The organism is Geodermatophilus sp. SYSU D00742 (assembly GCF_054049935.1).
The window spans coordinates 113,629-130,928 of sequence record NZ_JBJGYJ010000003.1 but is presented as its reverse complement, the minus strand read 5'-3'; the positions used below and the strand labels follow the sequence as shown (position 1 = coordinate 130,928).

The following is a 17,300-nucleotide window of genomic DNA, read 5'->3' as shown; positions in this document are numbered from 1 at the left end:
GCCACTCCCTGCCGTTGTCGGTTGAACGGTCAACCACCCGGTGTCCCGCCTGCTTCCCGTCAGCGCGCGCGGCGCAGCCACCGGGCCAGCAGCGGCGCCGACAGCAGCATCACGAACAGCCGCAGCACCTGGACGGCGAGGACGAACGTGGCGTCCGCGCCGCCGTCCCGGGCGGTGGCCAGCACCGCGTACAGCCCTCCGGGGGTCGTGGCCAGGTAGGCGTCCAGCGCGCTGGCGTCGGTCGTGGCGGTGAGCACCGCGCCGAGGCCGGCGCAGGCGGCGATGAGGCCGAGGATGATCACCAGCGCCAGCGGCAGCGCGCGCCCGATGGTGCGCAGGCTGTCGCGTGTGAAGTTGAGGCCGACCATCAGGCCGATGACCAGGAACGCCCCGAGCTCCAGCGCCGCGGGCACCTGCGCGCCGCCCGACAGGCCACTGAGGTCCAGGCCGGCGGCGACCAGCATCGGGCCGAGCAGCGCCGGCACCGGGATCCGCAGCAGCCGGGCCAGCGGCAGCCCCACCACCACGCACACCAGCGAGAACAGCAGCCCGGCCGCCCAGCCGGGACCGCCCTCCGCGGCGAGCGTCCCGCCCGAGCCGGGCTCGGCCCCGAACACCGCTGTGGCGGCCACCGGCATGAGGACGACGATGATCAGCACCCGCAGGTACTGCAGGACCGCGACCATCCGGTCGTCGGCCCCGAGGTCCCGGGACATCGCGGTGATCCCCGACGCGCCCCCCGCGATCATCGCGAACGCACCGGTCACCGGGGTGATGCCGGGCTGCAGCCGCATGAGCAGGCCGGCCAGCACGGTCAGCGCGAGGGTGGCGACGGTGACCAGCAGGACGGGCAGCCAGTCACGGCCGATCGCCTCGAGGGTGTCCAGGTCGACCAGCGCGCCGACGGAGACGCCGATCAGCGCCTGCGCGGCGGTGGTGCCCGGCCGGGGGACGGCGAGCCGGCGGGCGACGGTCAGGCCGCGGACCAGCCCGGCGAGCAGCCCGCCGAACAGCGACGGCGAGGGCAGGTCGAGCGCATCGAGGACGACGGTCGCCGCGAGCGCGCCGGCGACGACCAGGACGGCGTCCACCAGCCACGCGATCCGCCCGGAGCCGCCCACGCACCCACTCTGCCGGTCGGCGCCGCCGGGCCGGGGAGGGGGTGCTGGGTCACTCCGGGAGCCGTCGGGACACCCGGGACTGTCGGCGCGCCGACGGGTCGTGGTCTGATGACGCCGCCACACGCGACGGCAGTGGAGGAAGCCCGGTGAGACTCCGGCGCGGTCCCGCCACTGTGACCGGGGAGCCCGCCCCCATGCTCGGCCACTGTCCCCCCGGGGACGGGAAGGTCGGGGGCGGACGACGATCCGGCAGCCAGGAGACTCCCGCCGTCGCCCCTGCCACCTCCGGGCGTGGACACCCGGGGAGAGGACGCGTGCCGTGCACGGTCGACCTGCATGACCTACCCCTTCAGCGCTGTCGTCGGCATGGCCGACATGCGACTGGCCCTCCTGCTCAACGCCGTCTCCCCCGCCGTCGGGGGCGTGCTCGTCCGGGGTGAGAAGGGGACGGCGAAGTCGACGGCGGTGCGCGCACTGGCCGCCGTCCTGCCGCCGGTGGACGTCGTCGCCGGGTGCCGGTTCGCCTGCGACCCCGCCGCCCCCGACCCGGCCTGCCCGGACGGTCCGCACGACACCGGGGCCCCCGCGCAGACCCGCCCCGCCCGGCTGGTCGAGCTGCCGGTGGGGGCGTCGGAGGACCGCGTCGTCGGCTCCCTCGACCTGGAGCGGGCGCTCACCGAGGGCGTGAAGGCGTTCGAGCCGGGGCTGCTGGCCGCCGCACACCGGGGTGTGCTCTACGTCGACGAGGTCAACCTGCTGCACGACCACCTGGTGGACCTGCTGCTGGACGCGGCCGCGCTGGGCACCGCCTACGTCGAGCGCGAGGGCGTCTCGGTCCGGCACGCCTCCCGGTTCCTGCTCGTCGGCACGATGAACCCCGAGGAGGGCGAGCTGCGCCCGCAACTGCTCGACCGCTTCGGTCTCACCGTGGAGGTCGCCGCCCCCCGGGACCCGGCCGAGCGGGCCGAGGTGGTGCGCCGCCGGTTCGCCTCCGACGCCGACCCGGCCGGGTTCGCCGCGCAGTGGGGCGCCGAGGAGTCCGCCCTGGCCGCCCGCATCGCCGACGCCCGGGCCCGCCTGCCGCACGTCGTCCTCTCCGACGGGGCGCTGCGCCAGGTGACCGCCGTGTGCGCGGCGTTCGACGTCGACGGCCTGCGCGCGGACCTGGTCACCGCCCGTGCCGCGCTCGCGCACGCCGCCTGGTCCGGCCGGGACGAGGTCACCGAGGACGACGTCCGGGTCGCCGCCCGCCTGGCACTACCGCACCGTCGCCGGCGCAACCCGTTCGACGCACCCGGCCTGGACGACCAGACCCTGGAGCAGGCACTCTCCGACGCCCGCCCCGAGGAGCCGGAGGACCCGGACGGCCCCGACGACGACGGCGGCGGACCGGCCGGCGGCGGACCGCCCGGCGCAGGGCCCTCGGGCGGCAGCGGCCCGGGGGACGGCACCGCTGCAGAGGGCGACGGGGGTCGCCACGACGGACCCTCCCCGGCCCCGGGTGCAGCCGGCGCGGCGCAGGACCGGCTCCCCGGCGACTCCGCGTCGACGACGGGGCGGGCACCGGAGCGGGCGGCCGTGGCGCCGGCCGACCCGTTCCGCACGCGACGGCTGGAGGTCCCCGGGATCGGCGCGGGTGCCGCCGGGAGGCGGTCCCGGGCGCGCGCCGACCGCGGCCGGGTGGTCGGCTCGACCCGCCCGCAGGGCACCGTCACGCGGCTGCACCTGACCGGCACCGTCCTCGCCGCCGCCCCCCACCAGGTCGCGCGCGGCCGCACCGGGCCCGGCCTGCACGTCCAGCGGAGCGACCTGCGCCAGGCCACCCTCGAGGGCCGCGAGGGCAACCTCGTCCTGTTCTGCGTCGACGCCAGCGGCTCGATGGGGTCGCGGTCGCGGATGGCCGCGGTCAAGGGCGCGGTCCTGTCGTTGCTGCTGGACGCCTACCAGCGGCGGGACAAGGTCGGGCTGGTCACCTTCCGCGGCACCGGCGCCGAGCTGGCGCTGCCGCCCACGTGGTCGGTGGAGGCCGCCGCGGCCCGGCTGCGCGAGCTCCCCACCGGTGGGCGTACGCCGCTGGCCGCGGGTCTGCTGCGGGCGCACGAGACGCTGCGGGTGGAGCGGGTGCGCGACCCGCGACGCCGTCCGCTGCTCGTCGTCGTCACCGACGGGCGGGCCACCGGGGCCCGCGGGGGCGCGCACGTCGCCGACGCGCACGCCGCGGCCGGGCTGCTGGCCGGGGCCGGGACGGCGGCCGTCGTCGTCGACTGCGAGTCCGGCCCGGTGCGGCTGGGCCTGGCGGGGGCGCTGGGGGCCCACCTGGGCGCGACGACGCTGCGGCTGGAGGAGCTGGCCGCCGAGTCGCTGGCGGCCACGGTGCGCGGCGTCCGGGAGGCGGCCTGATGCCGAAGGGCCAGGTGACGGTCACCCCGGACGACGGGCTGACCACCCGCCAGCGGCGCAACCGTCCGCTGCTCGTCGTCCACACCGGGGAGATGAAGGGCAAGTCCACCGCCGCGTTCGGCATGGCGATGCGGGCGTGGAACCAGGGCTGGCCGGTCGCGGTCTACCAGTTCGTCAAGAGCGCGAAGTGGAAGGTGGGCGAGGAGAACGCCCTCACCGCCCTGGGCCGGCTGCACGAGCAGACCGGCGAGGGCGGCCCGGTGGTCTGGCACAAGATGGGCGCGGGGTGGAGCTGGTCGCGCCGGCAGGGCAGCGAGGTCGACCACGCCGCCGACGCCGCCGAGGGGTGGGCCCAGGTCAAGCGCGACCTCGCGGCCGAGGCGCACCGCTTCTACGTCCTCGACGAGTTCACCTACCCGCTGCGGTGGGGCTGGGTGGACGTCGACGACGTGGTGCGCACGCTGGTCGAGCGCCCCGGCACCCAGCACGTCGTGGTCACCGGCCGCGACGCTCCGCCGGCGCTGGTCGAGGCCGCGGACCTGGTCGTGGAGATGACCAAGGTCAAGCACCCGATGGACGCCGGCCAGAAGGGCCAGCGGGGGATCGAGTGGTGAGCGTCGCGGTGCCCCGGGTGGTCGTCGCGGCGCCGGCGAGCAACGCGGGCAAGACCTCGGTCACCACCGGGCTGGTCGCCGCCCTCACCGCCCGCGGGCTGAGGGTGTCGCCGCACAAGGTCGGCCCCGACTACATCGACCCCGGCTACCACGCGCTCGCCGCCGGCCGCCCCGGCCGCAACCTGGACCCGGTGCTCGTCGGCGAGGAGCAGGTCGTGCCGCTGTTCCTGCACGGGGCGCGAGGTGCCGACGTCGCCGTCGTCGAGGGGGTCATGGGCCTGTTCGACGGCGCCACGCACCCCTCGGTCGAGCCCGGCTTCGCCTCCACCGCGCACGTCGCCCGGCTGCTGCGGGCGCCGGTCGTGCTCGTCGTCGACGCCTCGGCCCAGGCCCAGTCCGTCGCCGCGCTGGTGCACGGCTTCGCCACCTTCGACCCGGGCGTGCGGCTCGGCGGGGTGGTGCTCAACCGGGTCGGCAGCGACCGCCACGAGGAGATCCTCCGCGACGCGCTGGGCGCCTCCGGGGTGCCGGTGCTCGGGGCGGTCCGCCGGCTGGACGCCCTCGGCACGCCGTCCCGGCACCTGGGGCTGGTGCCGGCCGCCGAACGCTCGGCCGAGGCCCTGGCCACGGTCCGCGGGCTCGGCGAGGCGGTCGGCGCGGCCCTCGACCTGGACGCCGTCCTGCGCCTGGCGCGGTCGGCCCCGCCGCTGGACGCCGTCCCGTGGGACCCCGCCGCGGAGGTCGTGCCCGGGCCCGGGCGGCCGCGGGTCGCCGTCGCGGGCGGTGCGGCGTTCACCTTCGGGTACGCGGAGAACGCCGAGCTGCTCGCGGCCGCCGGCGCCGAGGTGGTCACCGTCGACCCGCTGCGCGACGAGCACCTGCCCGCGGGCACCGCCGGGCTGGTCGTCGGCGGCGGCTTCCCCGAGGTGCACGCCGCGGACCTGTCGGCCAACACCACGCTGCGCACCGACGTCGCCGCGCTGGCCGCCCGGGGCGGTCCGGTCGCCGCCGAGTGCGCCGGGCTGCTCTACCTGGCCCGCAGCCTCGACGGCCTGCCCATGTGCGGTGTCCTCGACACCGACGCGGCGATGTCCCCGCAGCTGACCCTCGGCTACCGCGCCGCCGTGGCGCTCACCGACTCGGTGCTCGCCCCGGCGGGCACCCGGGTCCGCGGCCACGAGTTCCACCGCACCGTCGCGACCCCGGCCGCGGGGCCGGCGCCGGCCTGGCAGTGGGTCGGTCACCAGGGACCCGCCTCCCCCGAGGGGTTCGTCACCGGCAGCGTCCACGCGAGCTACCTGCACCTGAACTGGGCCGGGTCCCCGACCGTGGCCGAGCGTCTCGTGGCCGCCTGCGCGGCGGCCGTCCAGGAGGGGGCACGTCATGCACATCGCTGAGGGGTTCCTGCCGCCGGCCCACGCCGTCGGCTGGACCGTGGCGGCGGCGCCGTTCGTGGTCCACGGCGCCCGGGCCGTCGTCACCGAGGTCCGGGAGAACCCGGAGTCGACGCTGCTGCTCGGTGCGGCCGGCGCGTTCACCTTCGTGCTGAGCGCCATCAAGCTGCCCTCGGTCACCGGCAGCTCCAGCCACCCGACGGGCACCGGCGTCGGGGCGGTCCTCTTCCGGCCCCCGGTCATGGCGTTGCTGGGCACGGTGGTCCTGCTGTTCCAGGCGCTGCTGCTGGCGCACGGCGGGCTCACCACGCTCGGCGCGAACGCCTTCGCCTTCGCCGTCGTGGGGCCCTGGGCCGGCTACGGGGCCTACCGGCTGGTCCGCGCGGCAGGGGCGGGGCTGCTGCCCGCCGTGTTCGCCGGCGTCGCGCTGGCCGACCTGGCCACGTACGTGACGACGTCGGTGCAGCTCGCGCTCGCCTTCCCCGACGCCAGCACCGGGCTGGCCGGGGCGCTGGGCAAGTTCCTCGGCGTCTTCGCGGTCACCCAGATCCCGCTGGCCATCGGTGAGGGACTGCTCGGGGTGCTCCTCTTCCGCGTCCTCACCGTCAACGCCCGACCCGAGCTGGAACGGCTCGGCGTGTTGCGGCCCGCGTCCGCCGGAGGTGCCGCATGACCCGCCGTCGGTGGGTCGACGCGGTCATCGTGCTGGCCGTGGTGGCGCTGTTCGCCGTCCCGCTGCTGCTCGACGGCGGCGCCTCCGGGTACGGCGGCACCGACGCCGCGGTCACCGAGGACCTCGAGGCCGCGGGCTACACGCCCTGGTTCGAGCCCTTCTCCGCCCCGGCCGGCGAGGTCGAGTCGGGCCTGTTCGCCCTGCAGGCCGCCGTCGGCGGGGGCGTGCTCGGCTACGTCCTCGGCCGGCTGCGCGGACGTCGCCGGCCCCAACCCGGGACCGCACCCGGACCCGGGCCCGCACCGGAACCCGGGCCCCGGTGACGCTGGCCGTCGACGACGCGGCGTGGAGCAGCGCCTGGCGACGGCGCTCGCCGGGCGACAAGCTGCTGCTCTGCACGGGGCTCGTCGTCTGCGCCCTGGCACTGCCCGCCTGGCCGGGCAGCGTGCTGGTCACCGTGACCGCCGTCGCCCTGGCGCTCGGCCCCGCCCGCGTGCCGGCCCGCACGTTCGGCCGGGCGGTCCGGTGGCCGCTGGCCTTCGTGGCCACCGGCGCGCTGACCGCGGTCGTGTCGGTGGACTCCGGAGGGCTGGGCTGGGCACCCGACGCCGCGGCCCGGGCCGGCTCCCTCGTCGGTCACGCCGTGGCCGGCACCAGCGCGGTGCTCCTGCTGGCCACCACCACGCCGGTGTCGGACCTGCTCCCGGCGCTGCGCCGCCTGCGGGTCCCCGCTGCCGTCGTGGAGGTCGCCGCGGTCACCTACCGGCTGCTGTTCGTGCTGCTGGACAGCCTGCGCGCCGTCCGGGAGGCGCAGGCGGCCAGGATGGGCCACTCGTCGGTGCGCCGCTCCTACCGGTCCTCGGGGGTGCTCGCCGCCGCCGTCCTCACCCGCTCCTGGGACCGCGCCCGCCGGTTGCAGGAGGGCCTGGCCGGCCGCGGGATGGAGGCCGGCCTGCAGGTGCTGCCCGAGGCGCTGCCCTCGTCCCGGGCGTTCCTCGCCGCGACCGCCGCCGGGCTGGCGGCGCTCGTGTCGGTGGGGGTGCTCGCGGCGTGAGCCACCACACGCTGACCGCCGAGGGCCTGGTCGCCGGCTACGAGCGGGACCGGCGGGTGCTCGACGGCGCCGACCTCACCGTCCCCGCCGGACGGCGGCTGGCGCTGCTGGGCGCCAACGGGTCGGGCAAGACGACGCTGCTGCGCTGCCTGTCCGGGGCCCTCGAGCCCGCCGCCGGCACGGTCGCGGTCGACGGCGAGCGGCTGCGGCACACCCGGCGCGGGCTGCGGGCGCACCGGCAGGAGGTGCAACTGGTGCTGCAGGACCCCGACGACCAGCTGTTCAGCGCCTCGGTCGCCCAGGACGTCTCCTTCGGCCCGCTCAACCTCGGCCTGCCGGAGGACGCCGTGCGTCTCCGCGTCGCCGAGGCCCTCGACCTGCTGGGCGTCGCCTCCCTCGCCGGGCGGCCCACCCACCAGCTCTCCTACGGCGAACGCAAGCGGGTGGCGATCGCCGGCGCGGTCGCGATGCGGCCCTGCGTGCTGCTGCTCGACGAGCCCACCGCCGGTCTGGACCCCTCGGCGGTCGCCGAGGCGCTGGCCGCGCTGGAGCGGCTGCGCAGCGCCGGGTCCACCGTGGTCATGAGCACCCACGACGTCGACCTGGCGCTGCGCTGGGCCGACGAGGTGGCCGTCGTCGTCGACCGCACGGTGGTGCAGGGGGCGCCCGCGGAGCTGCTCGCCGACGACGCGCTGCTGGCACGTGCCCGGCTCGACCGCCCGTGGGCGCTGGCCCTCGGCGTCCGGCTGCGCGCCCTCGGCCTGCTGCCCGACGGCGCCCTCCCCCGGAACGCGGACGAGCTGCTGGCCGCGCTGCCGGAGGGGGTGACCCCGTGACGGTCGTGGGCGTCGGCGCGCGACCGGGGGTCACCGCCGCGGAGGTGCTGGCCGCGGTGGACGCCGTCCTGCCGGCCGGGGCCGGCGACGTGCGGCTGGCCACCCTCGACGCCCGCGCCGCGGAGCCCGGTCTCCAAGTCGCCGCGGCGGCCCGCGGCTGGCCGCTGACCGGGCACCCCGCGGCCGCGCTGGCCGCCGTCCCGGTCCCCTCGCGGTCGGCACGGGTGGCGGCCGCGGTGGGGACCGCCTCGGTCGCCGAGGCCGCGGCGCTGCTGGGCGGCGGCACGCTGCTGGTCGGCCGGACCGTGGTCGGCCGGGTCACCGTGGCGGTGGCCGGTGGGTGAGCCCGACCTCGACCACCACGGGGACGCGGAGCTCGCCCCGGGGCTGACCGACCTCGCCGTCAACGTCCGCGCCGGCACGCCGCCCCCGTGGCTGCGCGCCGTCCTGCACGCCGCGGTGGCCGACGTCGCCGCCTACCCCGACGCCGGCCCCGCGCGCGCCGCGGTCGCCGCCGCCTCCGGCCGGCCGGCCGGCGAGGTGCTCCTGACGGCGGGCGCCGCCGAGACGTTCACCCTCGTCGCGCGGGCGCTGCGGCCCCGGCGCGCGGTCGTCGTCCACCCGTCGTTCACCGAGCCGGAGGCGGCGCTGCGGGCCGCCGGCCACCCGGTCGAGCGGCTGCTGCTGCCCACTCCGGCGTACCGGCTGGACCCCACCGCCGTCCCGCGGGACGCCGACCTGGTCGTGCTCGGCAACCCGACCAACCCCACCTCGGTGCTGCACCCGGCCGCGGACGTCGCCGCACTGGCCCGGCCCGGCCGCGTGCTGCTGGTCGACGAGGCGTTCGCCGACACCGTGCCCGGGGAGCCGGAGTCGCTGGCCGCCCGCCGTGACCTGCCGGGGCTGCTGGTGGTGCGCAGCCTGACCAAGACCTGGGGGCTGGCCGGGCTCCGGGTCGGCTACACGCTGGGCCCGCGGGACCTGGTGGCCGCGCTGGCCGCGCAGCAGCCGCACTGGCCGCTGTCCACGCCCGCGCTGGCCGCGCTGGCCGCCTGCACGACGGACGCCGCCCGCGCCGAGGCCACCGCGGCGGCCCACCACCTGATCGACCACCGCGAGGTGCTGGTGCACGCGCTGCCGCCCGGCGTGGAGGTGGTCGGCACCCCGCGGTCGTCGTTCGTCCTGCTGCGCGTGCCCGAGGGGGAACGGGTGCGGTCGGAGCTGCGGCAGCGGGGCTGGGCGGTGCGCCGGGGCGACACCTTCCCCGGCCTCTCCGCCGACCACCTGCGGGTCGCCGTCCGCCGCCCGGCGACCTCGCGTGCGTTCGCCGCCGACCTCGCTGCGATCCTGGAGGGGATCCCTCCCGCGCCACCGACGCCGCGGGCCCAGCCCCGCCAGCCCGAGGAGATCCGCTGAGCACCGACCCGACCCCGTTCGCCGGCACCCTGCTGGGCGAGACGATCGCCGCGGTCGCCCCCCGGGACGCCGAGGCCGAGCGCGCCGCCCGCGACCGGCTGGACCGGATGACCAAGCCGCCGGGCTCCCTCGGCGTCCTGGAGGACGTGGCCGCCCAGCTGTCCGGCACCGCGGGCGCCTGCCCGCCACCGCTGCCGGTGCCCGCCGCGGTCGCGGTGTTCGCCGGCGACCACGGGGTGCACGCCCAGGGCGTCACGCCGTGGCCGCAGGAGGTCACCGCGCAGATGGTGGCCAACCTCGCCCGCGGCGGCGCGGTGGTCAACGCGTTCGCCGTGCAGCTGGGCGCCGACGTCGTCGTGGTGGACGTCGGCGTGGCGACCCCCTACGCGGTCGACCCCACGGCCGCCCTCCTGCGCCGGAGGGTCCGCTCCGGCACCGCCGACCTCGCCACCGGACCGGCGATGACCGTCGACGAGGCGCGGCGCGCGGTGGAGGTCGGCATCGAGGTGGCGACGACGCTCGCCGCCGACCACGGTTGCCTCGTCACCGGCGACATGGGGATCACCAACACGACCGCGTCGGCGGCGCTGGTCTGCGCGTTCACCGGCGCGAGCCCCGCGGCGGCCACCGGTCGCGGCACCGGCGTCGACGACCGCACCCTGGCCCGCAAGGTCGAGGTCGTGACCCGGGCGGCGGCGCGGGTGCCCGAGCGGCCCGCCGGCCCCTCGGCGGCGCTGGCCGCGGTCGCCGAGCTGGGCGGGCTGGAGCACGCCGCCCTCGCCGGGTTCGTCCTCGGTGCCGCGGCGGCCCGCGTGCCCGTGCTGCTGGACGGCGTGATCGCGGGCTCGGCGGCGCTGGTGGCCGCCGCGCTGTGCCCGACCGCCCTGGAGCACGCGCTCGCCGGGCACGCCTCCGCGGAGCCGGGCCACGGCCTGGCCCTGCGCGCCCTGGGCCTGCGCCCGCTGCTCGGCCTGGACCTGCGCCTCGGCGAGGGCACCGGGGCCCTCCTCGCGCTCCCGCTGGTCGCCAGCGCCGCGCGGGCCCTGCGCGACGTCGCCACGTTCGACTCCGCCGGCGTCACGGGGAAGGACGCGTGAACGCCACCCCGGTCGACCCCGCCAGCGGCGTCGTCTACCCGGTCGGGCTGCGGCTGCTCGACCGGCGGGTGGTCGTCGTCGGCGGCGGTCAGGTCGCCCACCGCCGCGTGGCCGGGCTGCTGGAGGCGCGGGCACGGGTGACCGTCGTCAGCCCCGAGGTCACCCCGGCCCTGGAGGCGCTGGTCGGCCCCGGCGCGGTCGTCTGGGTGCGCCGCCGCTACCAGCCCGGCGACCTCGACGGCGCCTGGTACGCGGTGGCCGCCACCGACGACCCCGCGGTCAACGCCGCGGTCGCCGCGGAGGCCGACGCCGCCCGGGTGTTCTGCGCCCGCGCCGACGACCGCGCCGCCTCCAGCGTCTGGACCCCCGCGGTCGGCCGGCAGGGGGACCTCGTGGTCGGCGTCCACGGTGGCGGCGACCCGCAGCGGGCGGTCGGCGTCCGTGACGCGGTGGTCGCCGGGCTCACCGACGGCAGCATCCGCGACCGCGCCGCGCGGGCCGCGCCGGAGGGGCGGCCGGGCACCGTCGTCCTCGTCGGCGGCGGCCCCGGCGACCCCGGGCTGATCACCGTGCGCGGGCAGCAGGCGGTGTCGCAGGCCGACGTCGTCGTCGCCGACCACCTCGCGCCACAGTCGCTGCTGGCCTCGCTGCCGCCCGACGTGGAGGTCATCGACGCCTCCAAGCTGCCGCGCGGCCGTTACATGGCCCAGGAGCAGATCAACGCGCTGCTGGTCGAGCACGCGCGGGCCGGCCGACGGGTGGTGCGGCTCAAGGGCGGCGACCCGTTCGTGTTCGGCCGCGGCATGGAGGAGCTGGAGGCCTGCGTGGCCGCCGGCGTCCCGGTCGAGGTGGTGCCGGGGGTGACCTCGGCGATCGGCGTCCCGGCGCTGGCCGGCATCCCGGTGACCCACCGCGGGCTCACCCACGAGTTCGTCGTCGTCTCCGGCCACGTGCCCCCGGGCCACCCCTCGTCGCTGGTCGACTGGACCGCCCTCGCCCGGCTGCGCGGCACCCTGGTCGTGCTCATGGGCGTGGACACCGCCCCGGCGATCGCCGCGGCCCTCGTCGAGCAGGGCCGCGCGCCGGACACCCCGGTCGCCGTCGTCGCCGACGGGTCGACCCCCACGCAGCGGACCGTGCGCACCACGCTCGCCGGGCTGGCCCGGACGCTGGCCGACGAGGGCATCCGCCCGCCCGCGGTCTGGGTGGTCGGCGAGGTCGTGCGGCTGGCCGCGGAGCTCAGTCCGTCGCGCTGACGTCCGGGACCCGGGCCCGCCGGAGGTCGCGTGGCCGTCGACCGAGGCCGGCTGCCCCGGGTCGGCCCCGACCAGGGGCTCGCCGCGAGGAGGACGGGTCCGTCAGATGTTCGCGCCGTCCGGGGGCGGTTCCTCGGGCAGCGGGGCGGCGAACCCGCCCCCGTTCGCCTCGGGTGGGGTCATGCCGACGGTGTAGGCGGTCATCGACAGCGAGCCGTAGGCGTAGCCGTCGACCAGCACGTCGGCGGTCGTGCCGGTCGCGCCGGCCACCCCGGCGACGTAGAGCAGCGGCAGGAAGTGGTCCGGCGTCGGGACGGCGAGGTCGTAGTCACGGTGTCCGTCCAGCTTGGCCACCTCGGTGGGCTCGAGCTGCATCAGCTCGCGGGCCTCCTCGTCGAACCGGCGCGCCCAGTCGAACCCGGCGTCGGGCATCGCGCGGCTCACCCCGCCGAGGTTGTGGACGACGTTGCCGCTGCCGATCACCAGCACGCCGTCCTCCCGCAGCGGTGCGAGGGACGCCCCCAGCTGCAGGTGGTAGTCGAACGGCTTGAGCGCGTTGATCGACAGCTGCACGACCGGGATGTCGGCATCCGGGAAGGCGTGCCGCAGCACCGACCAGGTGCCGTGGTCGATGCCCCAGCTGTCCACGTCGGCGCCCACCCACGTCGGGTGGACGACGTCGGCGATCTCCTGGTGCAGCTCGGGCAGCCCCGGGGGCTCGTAGCTGACGTCGAACAGCTCGCGCGGGAAGCCGAAGAAGTCGTGGATGGTGCGCGGCCGCGGCATCGCCGTCACGGCGGTGGCGTGCACGTACCAGTGGGCCGAGACGACCAGGATGGCCCGTGGCCGGGGCACCGACTGGCCGAACGCCCGCCATGCCTGGGTGTAGCGGTTCTCCTCGAGGGCGTTCATCGGGTTGCCGTGGCCGATGAACGCGGCGGGCATGACCGGCATGGGGCTGCTCCCTCGTCGACGGCGACCCCCCGATCATCACCCGCACCCGCGCCGTTAGCGAGGCCGTCCGGTCACCCCGCATTCGACACCGGCGGCACCCGCCGCAGCGCCGGGGACAGCCAGCGGGCCCCCGGTCCCTCCCCGCCGGCGACGTCCCCGGGGTTGGACAGCGCGCACCGGGTCAGCGACAGGCAGCCGCAGCCGATGCACGACGACAGCCCGTCCCGCAGCTGGACCAGCGCGGCGATCTGGTCGTCGAGGCGGTCCCGCCAGCCCTGCGACAGCCGTGCCCAGTCCCGCGCCGACGGCGTGCGCCCCTCGGGCAGGGTCGCCAGCGCGTCCCTGATCTCCGGCAGCGTCAGCCCCACGTTCTGCGCCGCCCGGATGAAGGCCAGCCGACGCAGCACGCTGCGGGGGAAGCGGCGGGCACCCCCGGCCGTGCGGGACGCCGTGATGAGTCCCTGCGTCTCGTAGTAGCGCAGCGCCGACGCGGCGACCCCCGACCGCTGCGCCACCTGCCCGATCGTCAGCTCCTCGGCCACGACACCTCCCGACCGTCGAGACGGCCCGAGCCCTTGACCTCAAGTGGACTTGAGATCTCACCGTAGTCCCATGAGCACCCCGACCGCACTCGTCACCGGAGCGTCCCGCGGCCTCGGCGCCGCCCTCACCGAGGCCCTCAGCCGGCGTGGCTGGCGGCTGGTCGTCGACGGCCGCGATCCCGACCGTCTCGCCGCCACCGTGGCCGCCCTCCCCCGGCCCGGACTCGTGACTGCCGTCGCCGGCGACGTCGCAGACCCCGCACACCGGGCCGCACTCGCCGCCGCCGTCCCCGGCCGGCTCGACCTGCTGGTCAACAACGCCAGCGACCTCGGCCCCACCCCGATGCCCCGCCTGGCCGACCTGCCCCCCGCCGCCCTCGAGCGCGTGCTCGCGGTCAACACCGTCGCCCCGCTGGCCCTCCTGCAGGCGGTGCTGCCGGCACTGGAGCGCGCCGGCGGGCGGGTGCTGGACATCAGCAGCGACGCCGCCGTCGAGGCCTACCCGGGCTGGGGCGGGTACGGCGCGAGCAAGGCCGCGCTGGACCAGCTGACCGCCGTCCTCGCCGTCGAGCACCCCCACCTGCGCCTCTACGCCGTCGACCCCGGCGACATGGCCACCGACATGCACCGCGCGGCGGACCCCGACGCGACCGGCCTGCCGGCCCCGGAGTCGGTCGTCCCGGCGCTGCTGCGGCTGGTCGACGGCGACCTGCCCAGCGGCCGGTACCGCGTGGCGGCCTCCCCGCAGGGGCCCGCCGCGAGCCTGCGAGGGGTGGGGGGCAGGGAGGTCCTCCCGCTCGCCGTCGACGCCCCGGTCGGCCTGGAGGTGACCCGGTGAGCGCACCGGCGATGGGCCGGGAGGCGACCGCCCCGCCCGAGCACCGCGGCGTGGCCCGGGACGGCGTCCGCCTGATGGTGGTCCGCCCCGACGGTCTGTCGGACGCCACCTTCCGCGACCTGCCCGACCACCTCGAGCCCGGCGACCTGCTCGTGGTCAACACCTCCGCGACGCTGCCCGCCCGGCTGGACGCCCGCCGCGCCGACGGCACGACCACCCCGCTGCACGTCTCGACGGCCCTGGACGACGGCGACTGGGTGGTCGAGGTCCGCCGCCCGGACAACGACGGCCCCGACCGCGGCGTCGAGCCCGGCACGGTGCTCGGCCTGCCCGGCGGCGTCCGGCTGCAGCTGCTCGCGGGCTTCCCGGACCCGGCCCGGCCCTCACGGCTGTGGCGCGCCCGGCCCGACCGGCCGGTGGCGGTGGCCGAGCACCTGCGCCGGCACGGACAGCCGATCCGCTACGGCTACCTCACCGCCGCCCCGTCGCTGGCCGACGCGCAGAACGTCTACGCCACCGAACCGGGCAGCGCCGAGAACGCCAGCGCCGGGCGGCCGTTCACCGAGCCGCTCCTCGTGCGGCTCATGGCCCGCGGCGTCGTCGTCGCCCCGGTGGTCCTGCACGCCGGCGTCTCCAGCCCCGAGCTGCACGAGCCCCCGGCGCCGGAGCGGTTCCGCGTGCCCGGGCCCACCGCGCGGCTGGTCGAGGCCACCCGCCGGGCCGGTCAGCGGGTGGTCGCCGTGGGCACCACCGTCACCCGCGCGCTGGAGTCCGCGACCGGCGAGGACGGCGTCACGCGCGCGGCCGCCGGCTGGACCGACCTCGTCCTCGGCCCCGGCCGCGCGGTCCGGGCGGTGAGCGGGCTGGTCACCGGTCTGCACGCGCCCGACGCCAGCCACCTGTTGCTGTTGGAGGCCGTCGCCGGGCGGGAGCTGGTCGACCGCGCCTACGCCCGCGCCGCCGCCACGGGGTACCTGTGGCACGAGTACGGCGACACGATGCTGTTCCTGCCCTGAGGGCCGCAGCGGCCCGTCGGCCCCCGGTCGGGTGGCACGGACGCGTTCGGGCGACGACGCTGGAGGAGCCGGAGGGCGCCCTCCGGGGCGCCGGGCCAGGACGGCCCCCCACCTCCGGCCACGGCCCGGGCCGGCGGCCCGGGCGCGGGAGGCGACATGCCAGGGACGTGGCTGCTCGGCGCGCAGGCGCCGCCCGGCACCGACGGGGAGGGCCCCCGGGCGGTCCTGCTCGGCCTGCGGGCCGGCGGCGACGGGGCGGGCGGGTCCGAGGACCCGCTCGACGAGCTGCAGCGGCTGGCCGAGACCGACGGGGTGGCGGTCGTCAGCCGGATGACGCAGGCCCGCGACCGGCCCGACCCGGCCACCTACCTGGGCGCCGGCAAGGTCACCGAGCTCGCCGAGCTGGTGCGGGAGCAGGAGGCGGCCCTGGTGATCGCCGACGGCGACCTCTCCCCCGCGCAGGTCCGCAACCTGGAGGAACGGCTGGGCGCGCGGGTGGTCGACCGGACGGCGCTGATCCTCGACATCTTCGCCCAGCACGCACGCAGCAGTGAGGGCAAGGCGCAGGTCGAGCTCGCCCAGCTGGCCTACCAGCTCCCCCGGCTGACCGGGCACGGGACCGAGCTGTCCCGGATCGGCGGCGGCCGGACGGCGGGCGGTGCCGGCACCGGGGTGCGCGGGCCCGGCGAGATGCGGCTGGAGAGCCAGCGCCGGCAGCTGCGCCGCCGGATCACGCTGCTGCGCCGGCAGGTGCAGGAGACGGCCCGCCGCCGGGAACGCACGCGGCTGCGGCGCCGCCGGAACCGGGTGCCGGCGGTGGCACTGACCGGCTACACCAACGCCGGCAAGTCCGCGCTGATGAACCGGCTGGCCGGCGCCGACGTCCTGGTGCAGGACGCACTGTTCGCCACGCTGGACCCCACCGTCCGCCGGACCCACACCCCCGGCGGGCGCGAGTACACCCTCACCGACACCGTCGGCTTCGTGCGCCACCTGCCCCACCAGCTGGTGGACTCCTTCCGCTCGACCCTGGAGGAGGTCGTCGAGGCCGACCTGGTGCTGCACGTCGTCGATGCCTCCGCACCCGACGCGATGGCCCAGGTGACGACGGTGCGCGGGGTGCTCTACGAGATCGGCGCCCGCGACCACCCGGAGCTGCTGGCCCTGAACAAGGTCGACATCGCGCCACCCGAGTGGCTCGCGGGGCTGCGGGCCGCCTACCCCGACGCTGTCCCGGTGTCGGCGCTCACCGGCGAGGGCATCGACGACCTCCGGCGGGCGGTGGAGGAGCGACTGGACCGGTAGGGGTCAGCCCATGCGGGCGGCGGTGTCGGCGAGCAGCACCTCCCGGTGCGCCGCCGGGCGGCGGGGGCAGGAGGTGCACAGCGGCTGGCCGGGCAGCCGGTAGAGCAGGCAGCACGACACCCGGCGCACGAAGCGGATCCCGTCGACGTCGACGTACCCCGGCACCGGCAGCGGCGTCCCGACGGCGGCTGCCAGCGGCGCGGCGAGCGCGGTCGCGCCCGGCACGTCGCCCAGCGCGCGGCCCACCGCCAGCAGCCGGCCGGCCAGCGAGTCGGCGGCGATCGCCCACAGCGGTCGCGGCCGCATCCCGCCGGCCTCGGCCACCGCGCCCACCACCGCCGCCAGCGAACTCCGCAGCTCCGCCGCGAGGTCGCCGCCCCCGGCCGCTGCGCCCGCCGCGGTCGCCGCCACGAGCACGCCGCCGGAGAGCTCGGCGAGGGTCGTGTCGGGCAGCCGGGCCGACAGCGGGTGCCCGGTCAGCAGGCCGGCGAGTGGCGGGGTCAGCAGCACCGAGGACGCCGAGTACCACCAGACGGTCGCGAGCACCCGCCGGTCGTCGCTGCGGTACCGCTCGGCCAGGTCCGCCAGGCGGCCGGCGGTCCACGCCGGGTCGGCCAGCCGGACGGCCGGCAACGGGCGGGCCGACGGGGGCGCGAGCAGGCCCAGCGCGGCGGCGCCCGGCACCCGGGCGGCCACCTCCACCTGCGCGTCTCCGGCCACCGGTGCAGTCTCGTCCCCGAGCACGCCACACGGGGCAGACGCGGGCGGCTCGGGACCATACGGT

Annotated in this window: 18 protein-coding genes and 1 riboswitch; of the genes, 14 read left to right on the top strand and 4 right to left on the bottom strand. The window is 77.8% G+C overall.

Annotated features, from left to right (window positions below):
* Positions 1-59: 59 nt before the first annotated feature.
* A complete protein-coding gene (locus tag ACI78V_RS03220; protein ID WP_456848852.1) occupies positions 60-1,121 on the bottom strand; it encodes an AbrB family transcriptional regulator in 1,062 nt (353 codons plus the stop codon).
* 136 nt (positions 1,122-1,257) lie between these two features.
* A riboswitch (cobalamin riboswitch) is annotated at positions 1,258-1,384 on the top strand.
* 73 nt (positions 1,385-1,457) lie between these two features.
* Here ACI78V_RS03220 and ACI78V_RS03215 point away from each other — a divergent pair.
* Genes ACI78V_RS03215 through cobA form a run of 11 tightly spaced genes read left to right on the top strand, consistent with a single transcriptional unit; the run spans position 1,458 to position 11,861 of the window.
* Complete coding sequence (locus tag ACI78V_RS03215; protein WP_456848850.1) at positions 1,458-3,521, top strand: putative cobaltochelatase; 2,064 nt, start codon at positions 1,458-1,460, stop codon at positions 3,519-3,521.
* Entirely contained in the window at positions 3,521-4,135 is a 615-nt protein-coding gene (gene cobO / locus ACI78V_RS03210; protein WP_456848848.1) for a cob(I)yrinic acid a,c-diamide adenosyltransferase, read from the top strand. Before ACI78V_RS03215 ends, cobO begins: the two co-directional genes overlap by 1 nt.
* Complete coding sequence (locus ACI78V_RS03205) at positions 4,132-5,532, top strand: cobyrinate a,c-diamide synthase (protein WP_456848846.1); 1,401 nt, start codon at positions 4,132-4,134, stop codon at positions 5,530-5,532. The genes cobO and ACI78V_RS03205 overlap by 4 nt, the downstream gene beginning before the upstream one ends.
* Entirely contained in the window at positions 5,519-6,202 is a 684-nt protein-coding gene (locus tag ACI78V_RS03200; protein ID WP_456848845.1) for an energy-coupling factor ABC transporter permease, read from the top strand. Before ACI78V_RS03205 ends, ACI78V_RS03200 begins: the two co-directional genes overlap by 14 nt.
* Complete coding sequence (locus ACI78V_RS03195) at positions 6,199-6,525, top strand: energy-coupling factor ABC transporter substrate-binding protein (RefSeq protein ID WP_456848843.1); 327 nt, start codon at positions 6,199-6,201, stop codon at positions 6,523-6,525. Before ACI78V_RS03200 ends, ACI78V_RS03195 begins: the two co-directional genes overlap by 4 nt.
* Positions 6,522-7,256: a cobalt ECF transporter T component CbiQ gene (gene cbiQ / locus ACI78V_RS03190; RefSeq protein WP_456848841.1), complete on the top strand. Its 735-nt coding sequence runs from the start codon at positions 6,522-6,524 to the stop codon at positions 7,254-7,256. The genes ACI78V_RS03195 and cbiQ overlap by 4 nt, the downstream gene beginning before the upstream one ends.
* On the top strand, positions 7,253-8,092 hold the full coding sequence (locus ACI78V_RS03185; RefSeq protein WP_456848839.1) for an energy-coupling factor ABC transporter ATP-binding protein: 840 nt from the start codon (positions 7,253-7,255) through the stop codon (positions 8,090-8,092). Before cbiQ ends, ACI78V_RS03185 begins: the two co-directional genes overlap by 4 nt.
* The gene (locus ACI78V_RS03180; RefSeq protein ID WP_456848837.1) at positions 8,089-8,436 is read left to right on the top strand and encodes a cobalamin biosynthesis protein; all 348 of its coding nucleotides are present in this window, start codon (positions 8,089-8,091) and stop codon (positions 8,434-8,436) included. Before ACI78V_RS03185 ends, ACI78V_RS03180 begins: the two co-directional genes overlap by 4 nt.
* Complete coding sequence (gene cobC / locus ACI78V_RS03175) at positions 8,429-9,508, top strand: Rv2231c family pyridoxal phosphate-dependent protein CobC (RefSeq protein ID WP_456848835.1); 1,080 nt, start codon at positions 8,429-8,431, stop codon at positions 9,506-9,508. Before ACI78V_RS03180 ends, cobC begins: the two co-directional genes overlap by 8 nt.
* Positions 9,505-10,605, top strand: coding sequence for a nicotinate-nucleotide--dimethylbenzimidazole phosphoribosyltransferase (gene cobT / locus ACI78V_RS03170; RefSeq protein WP_456849061.1), 1,101 nt, complete (start codon positions 9,505-9,507; stop codon positions 10,603-10,605). The genes cobC and cobT overlap by 4 nt, the downstream gene beginning before the upstream one ends.
* Positions 10,602-11,861, top strand: a complete 1,260-nt coding sequence (gene cobA / locus ACI78V_RS03165) for a uroporphyrinogen-III C-methyltransferase (protein WP_456848834.1) — start codon at positions 10,602-10,604, stop codon at positions 11,859-11,861. The genes cobT and cobA overlap by 4 nt, the downstream gene beginning before the upstream one ends.
* A 102-nt stretch (positions 11,862-11,963) precedes the next feature.
* On the opposite strand, the gene ygiD is transcribed toward cobA, so the two are convergent.
* Both ygiD and soxR read right to left on the bottom strand, forming a co-directional pair.
* Entirely contained in the window at positions 11,964-12,815 is an 852-nt protein-coding gene (ygiD, locus tag ACI78V_RS03160; RefSeq protein WP_456848832.1) for a 4,5-DOPA-extradiol-dioxygenase, read from the bottom strand.
* Between the two features lie 71 nt (positions 12,816-12,886).
* Positions 12,887-13,357, bottom strand: a complete 471-nt coding sequence (soxR, locus tag ACI78V_RS03155) for a redox-sensitive transcriptional activator SoxR (RefSeq protein WP_456848830.1) — start codon at positions 13,355-13,357, stop codon at positions 12,887-12,889.
* Positions 13,358-13,427: 70 nt separating this feature from the next.
* On the opposite strand from soxR, the gene ACI78V_RS03150 reads away from it, so the two are divergent.
* From ACI78V_RS03150 to hflX, 3 genes are all read left to right on the top strand, one after another.
* A complete protein-coding gene (locus tag ACI78V_RS03150) occupies positions 13,428-14,195 on the top strand; it encodes an SDR family NAD(P)-dependent oxidoreductase (protein ID WP_456848828.1) in 768 nt (255 codons plus the stop codon).
* Entirely contained in the window at positions 14,192-15,211 is a 1,020-nt protein-coding gene (locus ACI78V_RS03145; RefSeq protein WP_456848825.1) for an S-adenosylmethionine:tRNA ribosyltransferase-isomerase, read from the top strand. The genes ACI78V_RS03150 and ACI78V_RS03145 overlap by 4 nt, the downstream gene beginning before the upstream one ends.
* 156 nt (positions 15,212-15,367) lie before the next feature.
* Positions 15,368-16,516 (top strand): GTPase HflX, encoded by a 1,149-nt coding sequence (gene hflX, locus ACI78V_RS03140; RefSeq protein ID WP_456848823.1) that lies wholly within the window; start codon positions 15,368-15,370, stop codon positions 16,514-16,516.
* A gap of 3 nt (positions 16,517-16,519) precedes the next feature.
* On the opposite strand, the gene ACI78V_RS03135 is transcribed toward hflX, so the two are convergent.
* Positions 16,520-17,236 carry a (2Fe-2S)-binding protein gene (locus ACI78V_RS03135; RefSeq protein ID WP_456848821.1) on the bottom strand — a complete coding sequence of 239 codons (717 nt, stop codon included), beginning with the start codon at positions 17,234-17,236 and terminating at the stop codon, positions 16,520-16,522.
* Positions 17,237-17,300: the final 64 nt, after the last annotated feature.